General features: G+C 60.8%; 11 protein-coding genes. 3 read left to right on the top strand and 8 right to left on the bottom strand.

Annotation, left to right across the window (positions count from 1 at the left end; translation table 11 throughout):
• The first annotated feature begins 145 nt into the window (after positions 1 to 145).
• Complete coding sequence (locus CO660_RS13925) at positions 146 to 2,458, top strand: NADP-dependent malic enzyme (protein ID WP_097599202.1); 2,313 nt, start codon at positions 146 to 148, stop codon at positions 2,456 to 2,458.
• 77 nt (positions 2,459 to 2,535) lie between these two features.
• On the opposite strand, the gene CO660_RS13920 is transcribed toward CO660_RS13925, so the two are convergent.
• The 7 genes from CO660_RS13920 to CO660_RS13890 form a co-directional block, all read right to left on the bottom strand.
• Positions 2,536 to 3,393: a transporter substrate-binding domain-containing protein gene (locus CO660_RS13920; protein WP_097599201.1), complete on the bottom strand. Its 858-nt coding sequence runs from the start codon at positions 3,391 to 3,393 to the stop codon at positions 2,536 to 2,538.
• Positions 3,394 to 3,426: 33 nt separating this feature from the next.
• Positions 3,427 to 4,194, bottom strand: a complete 768-nt coding sequence (locus CO660_RS13915; RefSeq protein ID WP_097599200.1) for an ATP-binding cassette domain-containing protein — start codon at positions 4,192 to 4,194, stop codon at positions 3,427 to 3,429.
• Positions 4,191 to 4,931: an ABC transporter permease gene (locus CO660_RS13910; protein ID WP_097599362.1), complete on the bottom strand. Its 741-nt coding sequence runs from the start codon at positions 4,929 to 4,931 to the stop codon at positions 4,191 to 4,193. Before CO660_RS13910 ends, CO660_RS13915 begins: the two co-directional genes overlap by 4 nt.
• Positions 4,931 to 5,653 carry an ABC transporter permease subunit gene (locus CO660_RS13905; RefSeq protein WP_097599361.1) on the bottom strand — a complete coding sequence of 241 codons (723 nt, stop codon included), beginning with the start codon at positions 5,651 to 5,653 and terminating at the stop codon, positions 4,931 to 4,933. The genes CO660_RS13910 and CO660_RS13905 overlap by 1 nt, the downstream gene beginning before the upstream one ends.
• Positions 5,654 to 5,734: 81 nt before the next feature.
• Complete coding sequence (locus CO660_RS13900; RefSeq protein ID WP_097599199.1) at positions 5,735 to 6,589, bottom strand: transporter substrate-binding domain-containing protein; 855 nt, start codon at positions 6,587 to 6,589, stop codon at positions 5,735 to 5,737.
• Between the two features lie 56 nt (positions 6,590 to 6,645).
• Positions 6,646 to 8,322 carry a M28 family peptidase gene (locus CO660_RS13895; protein ID WP_097599198.1) on the bottom strand — a complete coding sequence of 559 codons (1,677 nt, stop codon included), beginning with the start codon at positions 8,320 to 8,322 and terminating at the stop codon, positions 6,646 to 6,648.
• A complete protein-coding gene (locus CO660_RS13890; protein ID WP_097599197.1) occupies positions 8,315 to 9,739 on the bottom strand; it encodes a M20 family metallopeptidase in 1,425 nt (474 codons plus the stop codon). Before CO660_RS13890 ends, CO660_RS13895 begins: the two co-directional genes overlap by 8 nt.
• Positions 9,740 to 9,914: 175 nt before the next feature.
• Between CO660_RS13890 and CO660_RS13885 the strand changes: the two genes are divergently transcribed.
• Positions 9,915 to 10,556 carry a GntR family transcriptional regulator gene (locus CO660_RS13885; protein ID WP_097599196.1) on the top strand — a complete coding sequence of 214 codons (642 nt, stop codon included), beginning with the start codon at positions 9,915 to 9,917 and terminating at the stop codon, positions 10,554 to 10,556.
• A gap of 172 nt (positions 10,557 to 10,728) precedes the next feature.
• Here the strand turns inward: CO660_RS13885 and CO660_RS13880 are convergent, their stop codons facing one another.
• Positions 10,729 to 11,256 (bottom strand): ribonuclease H, encoded by a 528-nt coding sequence (locus CO660_RS13880; protein WP_097599195.1) that lies wholly within the window; start codon positions 11,254 to 11,256, stop codon positions 10,729 to 10,731.
• A gap of 152 nt (positions 11,257 to 11,408) precedes the next feature.
• Here CO660_RS13880 and CO660_RS13875 point away from each other — a divergent pair, with 152 nt between their 5' ends.
• Positions 11,409 to 12,005 (top strand): demethoxyubiquinone hydroxylase family protein, encoded by a 597-nt coding sequence (locus CO660_RS13875; RefSeq protein WP_097599194.1) that lies wholly within the window; start codon positions 11,409 to 11,411, stop codon positions 12,003 to 12,005.
• Positions 12,006 to 12,014 lie beyond the last annotated feature (9 nt).

The raw sequence follows: 12,014 nt of genomic DNA, 5'->3' as shown, positions 1-12,014 counted from the left end.
AAAGGATTAGTACCGGCGATTGCCCATGACATCGTAGGAAACGCCGTCTCGCGAAAACTTCTCCCATCCCTCATTTCCATACTGTCGCCTGTATCCGATTGATGTATGGAGGGAACTCCAGAAAAAGACGTGCACGGAGGCGGCAATGGATCACCAGGATAAATCCAAGACGGACAAGAACGCACCGGGCGGCGATCTCGACGAACAGGCGCTATTTTTCCACCGCTACCCCCGCCCCGGCAAGCTGGAGATCCAGGCGACCAAGCCGCTCGGCAACCAGCGCGACCTGGCGCTTGCCTATTCGCCGGGCGTTGCCGCTCCCTGCCTTGCCATCCGTGACAACCCTGAAATGGCGGCCGAATATACCTCGCGCGCCAATCTCGTCGCCGTCATTTCCAACGGCACCGCCGTGCTCGGTCTGGGCAATATCGGGCCTCTGGCTTCGAAGCCGGTCATGGAGGGCAAGGCCGTGCTCTTCAAGAAATTCGCCGGCATCGACGTCTTCGACATCGAGATCGACGCTGCGAGCGTCGAACAGATGGTCTCGACCGTTTCCTCGCTGGAGCCGACCTTCGGCGGCATCAACCTTGAAGACATCAAGGCGCCTGAATGTTTCGAGGTCGAGCGGCGCCTGCGCGAGAAGATGAAGATCCCTGTCTTCCACGACGACCAGCACGGCACGGCGATCATTGTCGCCGCCGCTATCCTGAACGGGCTGGAACTCGCCGGCAAAGCCATCGAGAACGTCAAGATCGTTGCCTCGGGCGCGGGTGCTGCCGCCCTTGCCTGCCTCAATCTGCTGGTGACCCTCGGCGCCAAACGCGAAAACATCTGGGTCCACGATATCGAAGGCCTCGTCTACGAGGGCCGCACCGAACTGATGGACGAATGGAAGTCCGTCTATGCCCAGAAGAGCGACACCCGCACGCTCGCCGAAAATATCGGCGGCGCTGATGTCTTCCTGGGTCTCTCGGCCGCCGGCGTGCTGAAACCGGAGCTGCTGGCGCAAATGGCCGACAAGCCGCTGATCATGGCGCTCGCCAATCCGACTCCGGAGATCATGCCGGATCTCGCCCGCGCCGCCCGTCCCGATGCGATGATCTGCACCGGCCGCTCGGATTTCGCCAACCAGGTCAACAACGTCCTCTGCTTCCCCTACATCTTCCGCGGCGCGCTCGATTGCGGCGCCGAGACGATCAATGAGGAAATGAAGATGGCGGCCGTGCGCGCCATCGCAGCGCTTGCCCGCGAAGAACCGTCCGATGTCGCCGCCCGCGCCTATTCCGGCGAGACTCCGGTCTTCGGCCCCGATTATCTGATCCCTTCCCCCTTCGATCCGCGCCTCATCCTGCGCATCGCGCCTGCAGTCGCCAAGGCCGCCGAACAGAGCGGCGTTGCGCGCCGGCCCATCCAGGATTTCGACGCCTATCTCGACCAGCTGAACCGTTTCGTCTTCCGCTCCGGCTTCGTCATGAAGCCGATCTTCACGGCAGCCAAGGCAGCCGAACACAAGCGCGTCATCTTCTCCGAAGGCGAGGACGAGCGTGTGCTGCGCGCCGCCCAGGTGCTGCTTGAGGAAGGCTTGGCAAAACCGATCCTGATCGGCCGCCCGCAGGTCATCGAGACGCGTCTCAAGCGCTACGGCCTGCGCATCCGGCCGTTGCAGGATTTCGAAGTCATCAATCCGGAAGACGATCCGCGCTTCCGCGAATATGTCGATCTCTATTTCTCGCTCGTCGGCCGGCGTGGTGTCATCCCGGAAGCGGCCCGCACCATCGTGCGCACCAACACGACCGTCATCGGCGCGCTGGCGCTGAGGCGCGGCGAGGCCGATGCGCTGATCTGCGGCCTCGAAGGCCGTTACGAGAAACACCTGCGTGACGTGCGCCAGATCATCGGCAAGCGCAAGGATGTCCGCGATTTCTCGGCGCTCAGCCTGATGATCTCACAGCGCGGCGCCACCTTCTTCACCGACACCTATGTCACCTTCAATCCGAGCGCCGAGGAGATCGCCGAGGCGACTGTCATGGCGGCCGAGGAAATCCGCCGCTTCGGCATCACCCCGCGCGCCGCCCTCGTCTCGCATTCCAACTTCGGCTCACGCGAATCCGAAAGCGCCACGAAAATGCGCAATGCCCTGCAGCTCGTGCGCGATGCTGCCCCGGATCTCGAAGTCGACGGCGAAATGCACGGCGAGAGCGCGATCACCGAAGCGCTGCGCAAGCGCGTCATGCCGCACACCACGCTGCACGACGAGGCAAACCTGCTCGTCTTCCCCAACCTCGACGCCGCCAACATCACGCTCGGTGTGGTCAAGTCGATGACCGACGGCCTGCATGTTGGCCCGATTCTGCTCGGCGCCGCCATGCCCGCGCACATCCTCGCGCCGTCGGTTACCTCGCGCGGCGTCGTCAACATGGCAGCGCTCGCCGTCGTCGAGGCATCGCAGCCGGCATAAGCCGGCATTGTGACCGGAAGATTCACGGATAACCAGCACTCGCCGAGATTTCGCAAGTGCTGGCATCCAGCCGCGTTTTACCTCGGCGTCACGTCAAAGCCGAACCACTTCTGCGATAGCTTGACGATCGTGCCGTCTGCTTTGGCTGCTGCGATCGCCTCGTTGAACATAGATTTGAGTTTCGTATCCTCCTTACGCAGACCAACTGAGCTTCCACGCCCAAGCATGCCGCCCTGGAAACGAGGGCCAGTGACGATGAAGTCCTCGTTGCCCGGCTTTGCCGCCGCTGTCGAAAGATATGCCATGGATGCCATGACGAGGTCGACGCGACCGGCCTTAAGATCGAGATCGTGCTGTTCCGTCGTCTTGTACTCACGGACATCAACGACGCCCTTCAAATATTTGTCGAGGAAGCTCGCGGCGATCGATGCAGTCTGCACGCCGACTGTCTTTCCCTTGAGCAACGGCTCGATCTGCTTCAGCGCGGCCACAGCGCCAGCCTCATCGGTGGCGAGCGAAAATACCTCGCCCTTCAAAGGCAGATTTGCGAGCGGGGAGTCTTTCAATGTCGCAAAGGTCTGACCCGTCGTGCCGTAGGAATCGCTGAAGGCAATGACCTCCTCGCGCTTGGCGGTTGCAGACATCCCCGAAACGATTGCGTCGAACTTTCCAGCGTTAAGAGCCGGGATCATGCCGTCAAAAGGCTGGATCACGGTCGTGCATTCGACCTTCATATGAGCGCAAAAATACTTGATCAGCTCGATTTCGTAACCGTCAAGGCTGCCGTCTGCCTTGGTGAAGTTCCACGGCCGAAACGCTCCCTCGGTCGCAATCGTCACATGCGTCCAGTTCTTCTCCTCGGCGCGTGCCGCCGTCGAAACGGCTAAGCTGGCGACCATAGTGATCGCGGCCATGATTGCGGTCAGGTATTTCATACTGAGTTCCCCTTCTTGATTGAGCTTGATGAACTATTGATTGATGAACTGGCGGAAGCGCTCCGACTTCGAATTCGAGAAGACATCCTGAGGTTTGCCCTCTTCCTCGACCACGCCCTTGTGTAAAAAGACGACGCGGCTGGAGACGTCGCGCGCAAATCCCATCTCATGTGTGACGACCAGCATGGTGCGTCCTTCTTCCGCCAAGGCGCGCATGACGCGTAGGACCTCTCCTACAAGCTCCGGATCGAGCGCCGATGTCGGTTCATCGAAGAGCATCACCTTTGGATGCATAGCGAGGGCGCGGGCAATGGCGGCGCGCTGCTGCTGACCGCCGGAAAGATGAGCGGGATAGAAATTGCGTTTATCGGCGATGCCGACTTTGGCCAGCAACGCTTCAGCTTCGTCGATGCATTCGGCGCGTGAACGGCGCTGAACATGGATCGGTGCCTCGATAAGGTTTTCGAGGACGGTCTTGTGAGACCAGAGGTTGAAACTCTGGAACACCATTCCGAGCTGTGAGCGGACACGATCGACCTGCTTTCGATCCGTGGGGCGGTGCTTGCCGCCGGCGTTGCGCTGCATCGAGATCGTTTCGCCGGCGACAGTCACTTCACCCGAATCCGGCGTTTCCAGCAGATTGATGCAACGCAGGAACGTCGATTTCCCCGAGCCCGAGGAGCCGACAATGGAAACGACATCGCCTTCCAGGGCATCAAGCGAGATGCCCCTGATGACCTGGACAGGCCCGAAGCTCTTGTGCATGTCGCGCACGCTGAGTGCGATTGGTGTGGCCGTCATCGATGCTCTCCTGCAGGGGTCGCCATAGTGCTGCTCGCTCGGCTGACGGGAACAGGAGCGCGCAAGTGCGGGCTAAGCCTGTACTCGGCGAATTGAATGAGACGCGTCAGCAAGAAATTGAGGGCGAGGTAGATAGCCCCGGAGACGACGAAGACCTCGATTGCGCGATAGGTCTCGGAGATGATCTTGGCCGCAACCCCGGTTACCTCCATCAGCGTAATGATCGAGGCAAGTGACGTCGCCTTGACCATTGATATCATCTCGTTACCGTATGCGGGCAATGCCTGACGGATTGCCAGCGGCAGAACGATCCGGCGAAACATCAGGAAGCGATGCATGCCGCAGGCGCGGGCAGCCTCAATTTGGCCGTGCGGTACCGAGAGCAGGCCGCCGCGAATGATCTCGCTGGCGTAGGCGGCTGTATTCAAGGTCAGCGCCAGCACCGCGCACCAGTAAGGATCGCGGAGAAACGGCCAGAAGACGCTGTGCCGTACGGCTGGAAACTGGCCGAGACCGTAATAGATGAGAAATATCTGCACCAACAGCGGCGTGCCGCGGAAGATGAAGACATAGAGCCGCGCGAACCAATCGAGCGCGGCAACGCCGGAGAGGCGGGCAAGCGCCAGCAACAGCGCCAGAATGGCCCCAAGGCAGATCGATGTCACGGCAAGCTCGATCGTTAGCGGAATTGCGGCGACCAGGCTCACAAATGTTTCGTTGAGAAACTGCCAATCCATCATCCCCTCCTCCCCAGGCCGCGCGACAGGCGCCGCTCCGCCTGCTGGAGAACGAGGCTCGAAACTGTCGAGATCATCAGGTAGATCGCGCCGGCCATCAGGTAGAAATCGAATGGCAGCCCGGTCGATCCAGCGCCGACCTGGGCCTGGCGCAGGAGTTCGGCAACACCGGTGATCGATACCAGTGCCGACTCCTTCAGGACGACCTGCCAGACATTGCCGAGACCGGGAAGCGCGTGACGTAGGGTCAGCGGCGCAACGATCCGCCGCAGGCGAAGCCAGCGCGGCATGCCGCAGGCGATAGCCGCCTCGATCTCACCCGGATGGACCGCCTTGAAGCCACCTCGCAGCACTTCCGTGAACTGAGCGCCGGATGTGACGCCCACGGCGAGGGAGCCGGCAAGAAAGCCCGGAAAGCCGAGGAAACCTTCGGCGCCGAAAAGCCGGCCGACCGCCGTAACCACGGCGCTCCCGCCGAAATAGAAGAGATAGATGACCAGCAGATCGGGAATGCCCCGCAGCACCGTCGTATAAGCATCGGCAGCCGCGCGAGCAAAGCCGTTGCCGGCAATCTTGGCCCATGCCCCAAGCGTCCCGATACAGGCGCCGACGGCATAGCCGGCGATTGCAACAAGGATGGTCATCCATGCTCCGGCCAGAAGAGCATGGCCCCAGCCGTCCGCACTGAAGCCGGCAAGCTCAAAAAAACCAGGCTGGCTCATGATGCTGCTCCGGAAGAGCATGTTTTTGCAGCAACTAACATTGTCATAGCCTCTGCTGAGCGTGATGCGCCGAAAGGGCGCTTAGGGAGCGTCAAAGGTCGGTGTCAGGTCGATCTTGCTCCATTTTTCCGAGAGCTGCCTAATCGTGCCATCCTTGGCGGCTTGCCTGATTGCGTCATCAAATTTGGCCTTCAGATCGGTCTCGCCCTTGCGCATGCCGAGTGCGACTTCGGTAGCCAACATCGCGCCTTTCACCAGCGGGCCGGACATCATCAGATCGTCATTGCCGGGCTTGCCGAGCACGGAGGTTTCATAAACGCCGCTATCGAAACCGGCATCGATGCGCCCGGCCTTCAGATCGAGGTCGCGCTCGCCGGAATTCTTATAGGCGCGCACTGTTACGTCGGATCCGAAATAGGCGTTGATCAACTGCTCCTGGCTGGTCGACTGGACGACGCCGACCGTCTTGCCTTTGAGGGCTTCGCCGATTGCGGCCATCACCGGATCTGCCTTGGACTTGTCGTTCAAATTCAGCCGCTCTCCGGCCATCGGCAGAGGGGACACCGGCCCGTCCTTCAGAAGCAGGAAGCTCGCGACCCCGCTCGCGTAGGGCACGGTGAAATCGACCACCTGCTTCCGCTTCTCGTTGATGCCGAGAGTCATCACCAGATCGAATTTTCCAGCATTGAGGCTCGGGATCATCGCATTCCAATCGCCTGCGATGAGTTCGCAGTCGGCTTTGGCGCGTTTGCACAGGTCATTGATGAGGTCGACGTCGAAGCCGGCCAGCTTGCCGCTGGAATCCATGAGGTTCCAGGGCGGGAAAGCCCCTTCGATGCCGACCTTGACATGCGTCCAGTCCTTGGCGCCGGCAGCGAATGAAGTCAGGAAGGCAATGGCGCCGAACAAAACGGCAGGCAATTTTCTATTTTTCATTTTCTGTTCCCCTTTCGGCGGCCAAATGGCCACCTGTCAGTTCTGCTATGGCTGCGTCAGTCCTCCAGGGCCGCACGCAAAGCCGCATTGGCTTCCCTCAGTCCATGGATCAGGCGATTTCTCGTCTGGCGCGCATGAACAGCGTAGAAAGGTATGTCTGGCGATCCGACGGGCTGCGCGGCCAGCGCCCGCAGCCCCTCAAGTGACGGCCAGGCCGGGTGCGGGAGGGCGGAATCATGGTGAAAGCGCTCGCCGCTCGTATAATTCAGCGGCACGAGATGGCGGCCGGCGCGCATCAGCGATGCGTTGACGCGCGCCGTCTTTGCAGAAGACGGGTCCTTCATCTCCATTACCGCCTTCGCGCTGATGCCCAACTCGTCAATTGCATTTGCGAGGGCCGAGATGTCGATACGACCGGAAAGCTCAGCATGCAGTCGCGCAACCTCGTGGCTGAGAGCGTGTGCGTAGACGGAATAGTCAAGTGGCAGGACGGGCGAGGTCAGCAGGCGCCAAAGTGTTTCCAGCACGATTCGCGTATCCCGGCTCAGATTGTCGGGATCGATGTGCTCTGCCGTGTCGTGCGGCGTGTGCCACCACCAACCGAGCGCCGTCAGCGTCTTGACGGGGCCTGGCGGCTGATGACTGAGGCTGCCGAACATCGAGGGGATGCCGACACCCCAGAATGAATGATCCGCCGCTCTGCCATGCCGCCTGCCCGCATGCCTTTGTCCGGTGACGTCCTCGATCACCTCAAGAGCCAGCGGCTTCAACTCGTCGATGACACCGGAATTGGTGAGGACGGTTGCGCCCTCGCCGCCCGTGGAGTCGACATTGACATGCACGGCGCAGCGGCGATCGAGCTCGTCGAAAAATTCATCCGCATACCAGGCGGAGCCGGAATAGCGACCGTGCGAATGGCCTGACCAGAAGCAGATGCGCAGGCCGCGTCGCCAATCACCCGCATGAAGGGCAAGCAAGCGTGCCGCCTCAAGCATGGACGCGTTCGCGCCGCCATTGTCCATGACGCCGAAGTGCCAGGTGTCATGATGGCCCGAAAACAGTACGAACGGTTTGTCCTCGCCCGCCGGCTGAAGCTCGGCGACAAGCAGCGGCGTCCTGCGCCAGCCGGTGTCGACCTCTGCAGTGAGCGTCGCACGGACCTTCTGGCCGCGCGCGAGCCTGTCGCGCAGGCGCACTCCATCTTCCCGCGCGATGGTGCAGATCACTGTTTTCGGCAGATGGGCGCGCGTGTGTTGCGACGGGCTGCCCCAGACCGGCGACACGCACATTTCGTAGAGATGCTCATTCGGGCTGACATGGATTTCGCCGAGGGCGCCGGCCGCGCTCGCCAACGCGGCGACTTCCTCCGTCGCAATCCCGTCGACCAGGACGATCTTGCCGGACAAGTCCTTGCCGACGAAATCGGCTTCCTTGCCGTCGCCGACATATTCAAGGTCTCCGCTGATGCCCACTGCAGCCGTCGAAACCGACATCGAATGGGTAATGCAACGGAGGTCTTCACCTTCGACCCCGACCTTCGCCGGGCCAGGCAGGCTGATGAAAGCATCATGTGACAGCAGCTGCGTTCCGTATCCGTAGCTCTCCATCTGCGCCTGAAGATAATGAAAGCTCTCGAGCTCCTCCGGCGTTCCGGACAATTTCACCCGACGGGCAAACTTGCGGATATGCGCCATCAGGCGTTCACGGTCGGGCAGCAGGTCGGGGTTAGGCATCAGCCTTCTCCGGCAATGGCGGCTTAACGTCATCCGGAATCGGATTGACGAAAGGCGTACGCTCCAGACGCGCCCTGTGATCGGCCTTGGCAGCTTCGATCAATGCGGGGTTACCGATGAGATCGGCGGCCGTGCTCGCCATTACCTTGGCGGCGTGTTCGGTTCCCTTGTGGGCAGCCGGCAGTTTCCCTTGCGCAACCAGCTGCCAGGAGTGTCCGGGCGTACCGACAGCGTAGGTAGCCCCTCGCATCTGCACGGTCGGCACCACCCAGCTGACCGTCCCGACATCGGTGGAGCCGACCAGAGTGCCGTCACCGGCATTCAACGGAAAAATCTCCTCACAGAGCGGCTGGTCGTCGTTCGGTTTCAGCCCGAAACGACCATAGGACGCGGCGATATCCTCTGCGTTGAAGGTCTGCTGGAACTTGCGGGCCGTTTCTCGGTCGGCATCATCAAACACTGGTGGGCCAAGCCGCTGCAGATGGGCGAACATGCACTCTTCGAGTGGTGTATTGCCAACGAGATTGGCATCCCCGCTGACAATTTCACTCCGGACCGTCGTCTCGGTCATCAGGGCAGCACCTTCGGCAACTTTCTTGACGCGGGCAACCAGAGACAGGAGTTCCGGCAAGGTCCGAGCACGGACGAGATAGCGTACCGTCGCGCGTGCCTGCACGACGTTAGGCGCCCCACCGCCCGCGTCAGTGATGGCATAGTGGATACGCGCAGTGGAAGGCATGTGCTCGCGCATATAATTGACGCCTACATTCATCAGTTCCACTGCATCGAGAGCGCTGCGGCCGAGATGCGGCGTCGCGGAAGCATGCGACGCCCGCCCCGAAAAATGGAAGTTGATCTCGTTGCAGGCGAGCGAGATGGGATTGTTGACGCCGGCAAAGGCTGCCGGATGCCAGGAGATCGCGATATCCACGTCGTCGAAAACGCCGGCGCGCACCATGAAACCCTTCGAAGAGCCGCCTTCCTCCGCGGGGCAGCCGTAATAGCGCACCCTTCCCGTCAAGCCGCTTTCGGCAAGGAAATCCTTGACCGCAGCGGCAGCGAGCATGGATCCGGCGCCCAGCATATTATGGCCGCAGCCGTGACCATTGCCGCCGTCGACCAAGGGCCGCTGCTCGGCAATACCGGCCTCCTGGCTCAATCCCGGCAGCGCATCGAACTCGCCAAGGATTGCGATGACCGGGCCACCCTCGCCCGCCTCTCCCATGACCGCCGTCGGCAACCCGGCAATGCCGCGGTCGACGCGAAAGCCCTCTCTTTCCAGCATGCGGGCGTGTTCTTCGGCTGATTGATGTTCGAGGTAATTGGTCTCGGGAATATCCCAGATGCGGTCACTCAACTCGAAGAACGCCGCGCGCTTTCTCTCGACGATTTCCCAGACCGCATCGGAGTTCTGCATGGATTTACAACCCGCTTCATATAATGGTAATCAAATTGGCGCCAATTTTATGCTCCAATTAAATCGGGCACGCAAGCTATGAGCTGGAATATTTTTCGACGCTGTCAATCGGCCTCGTTGTTGGCCGGGGGAGAGCTATGATAGTCATCGCCGAAATCGGGCTGGGGAGAATTGCATGAATTCGCTGGAAAGCGGAGCGACGGCGCAAGCACAAGAGCCGCAAACCTCCGATGTGACCGAACTCATTCTCCAGGATATCCTTGCCGGCCGTCTCCCGCCCGGAACCTGGCTGAAGCAGATCGATCTGGAAAGGCGGTATAACTGTACGCGACCCGAGGTCCGCAGAGCTCTCGACAGATTGGTGCAGAAGCGACTGGTGGAGCATGTCCCCAATCGTGGTTACCACGTCCATGAGCAAGACGGGCGCCGCGCCCGGGAGGTCAGCGACATTCGCGTCATCCTCGAAGTCGCCGTCAGCGACCGTATCGTCGCGAATGCGAGCGAGGGAGATATTGCGAAATTGCGGGTTCTGGCTTCACGCTTCGACGATCTGGTGCTGAACGGCACCACCCTCGAACTTTACGAAGCCAATCTCGCCTTCCACCGCCATCTGCTTGCTCTCGCAGGCAACCAGGAACTCGTGGAACTGATCACGGAAATTCGGCAGCGGACATCCTCCGCGCCGGTGTCGCAGTGGCGAACGCGCGCCCGCATCGAGCAATCCGGCCGCGAACATCAGCAGATGGTCGATGCGATAGAGCGACGCGATACCGATGGTCTGATGGAGCTGACGCGCAGGCACATTCTTCAAGCCTGATCGGCTTCGATGACGCCGTTAGCTGATGCTGAAACTTGGACATAACCGGAAATCGCTGAAGGGTGCATTTATGCCATCTCTGGCGGCGGCCTTGTGCCCTGATGCAATGGCGCCGCGTGGAGTTTTGACGCCGTGCCATCCCAGGCATCCGCAGCCAGTTGATATCCCCATATCACGCGTCCCGTATCGACAGCCGTCCTCCATCCGCAAGCTCATCCGCGCGTTCGTTGCCTGATATGCCGGAATGGCCCTTGCACCAGGCAATGGTTACGAGGGCGTTCCGGGATAACTGAAGATCGACCGCTTTCCAGAGTTCCGCATTAGCGATCGCCCGGCTGCGGGCGTTCCCATTCGGATTGTTTTTCTTCCAGCCGTTATTCTTCCAAATGTGCCGCCTGTCGTTGCAGCCTTTGACGGCATAGATCGAATCCGACCAAATGGTCGCGGCTTCGCCCGTTGCATCGCTACTGATCCACATGACTGCCTGCAAGACCGCGGTCAATTCCATCGAATTATTGGCGGAATCACGCACACCGCCGAAGCTGGACGCGATTTCCACAGAATCGCGATAGGCGACAAAGGCCCAGCCTCCGTGTCCGGAACCGGGGTCATAACAACCATCCGCGAAGACGTAGAGACCGTGTTGGGCTGTCGGGGCCGTCGTTGTGGGGGAGCTTAGCTCCTTGCAAATGCCTGCCATTTTCGCCTTCGCTGCGCCCCCGCCCTGACCTGCGCGATTTGCGACGGCCACCCGAAGCCGACATTGGAATTGCACGTCCCCTCGTGTCAACTATTGACGACGCTGGCACCGAAAGCGCCTACTGCCGATGGGAAACTGTGAGGGGCAGCGCCATGGACAATCCGTTGAGCAGCGCCGGCAAGCGCGATCATGCCGTAACCGTTCGCCGCATTCTCAAGGTCAATCACGCCGGCGAATTCGGCGCGATTCGCATCTACGGAGCGCAGATCTGGATGGCCGATCGGCTGTTTCCTGATATCGTGCCAGTACTTCGCAAAATGCGGAACGACGAGATCGAGCATTGCCGCCTGTTTCACGACGCGATGCCATCCAGGAATGCCAGACCATGCCGCGTCATGGCATTCTGGAGCCTCGGCGGTTATCTGCTCGGTTTGCTGACGGCCCTCGGTGGACGCAACATGGTCTGGATCTGCACCGAGGCGGTCGAGAGCACGGTTCACCGCCATCTCGAAGATCAACTGGCCTTCCTCACGACCCGTGATCGGGAGCTTCACGGCCTCATCGCCTCGATCCAGCAAGAGGAGTTGGCGCATCTCAGGGAGGCTGAGAGCAACCAGACGAAACGCGGCATCGGCCACGCCCTGCTTCTGCCAGTCGTCGCCGCGCTCACCGACCTGATGATCTGGCTCTCGACATGGGGAGACTCAAGCTGGATGCGCGCTGAAATGGCGCGCTCCAAGGGTGTTTGATGGTCTGGC

Source organism: Rhizobium sp. L9 (assembly GCF_002531885.1).
In the GTDB taxonomy this organism is placed as follows: domain Bacteria; phylum Pseudomonadota; class Alphaproteobacteria; order Rhizobiales; family Rhizobiaceae; genus Rhizobium.
Note: the sequence above shows the minus strand (reverse complement) of the source record. Positions and strands in the feature narration are given on the sequence as shown.

What these genes read in the sequence shown, in the direction of transcription:
- CO660_RS13910 (WP_097599362.1), bottom strand. Translation starts at nt 4,931, where the DNA reads ATGGATTGGCAGTTTCTCAACGAAACATTTGTGAGCCTGGTCGCCGCA.
- CO660_RS13900 (WP_097599199.1), bottom strand. Translation starts at nt 6,589, where the DNA reads ATGAAAAATAGAAAATTGCCTGCCGTTTTGTTCGGCGCCATTGCCTTC.
- CO660_RS13905 (WP_097599361.1), bottom strand. Translation starts at nt 5,653, where the DNA reads ATGAGCCAGCCTGGTTTTTTTGAGCTTGCCGGCTTCAGTGCGGACGGC.
- CO660_RS13920 (WP_097599201.1), bottom strand. Translation starts at nt 3,393, where the DNA reads ATGAAATACCTGACCGCAATCATGGCCGCGATCACTATGGTCGCCAGC.
- CO660_RS13915 (WP_097599200.1), bottom strand. Translation starts at nt 4,194, where the DNA reads ATGACGGCCACACCAATCGCACTCAGCGTGCGCGACATGCACAAGAGC.
- CO660_RS13890 (WP_097599197.1), bottom strand. Translation starts at nt 9,739, where the DNA reads ATGCAGAACTCCGATGCGGTCTGGGAAATCGTCGAGAGAAAGCGCGCG.
- CO660_RS13880 (WP_097599195.1), bottom strand. Translation starts at nt 11,256, where the DNA reads ATGGCAGGCATTTGCAAGGAGCTAAGCTCCCCCACAACGACGGCCCCG.
- CO660_RS13925 (WP_097599202.1), top strand. Translation starts at nt 146, where the DNA reads ATGGATCACCAGGATAAATCCAAGACGGACAAGAACGCACCGGGCGGC.
- CO660_RS13875 (WP_097599194.1), top strand. Translation starts at nt 11,409, where the DNA reads ATGGACAATCCGTTGAGCAGCGCCGGCAAGCGCGATCATGCCGTAACC.
- CO660_RS13895 (WP_097599198.1), bottom strand. Translation starts at nt 8,322, where the DNA reads ATGCCTAACCCCGACCTGCTGCCCGACCGTGAACGCCTGATGGCGCAT.
- CO660_RS13885 (WP_097599196.1), top strand. Translation starts at nt 9,915, where the DNA reads ATGAATTCGCTGGAAAGCGGAGCGACGGCGCAAGCACAAGAGCCGCAA.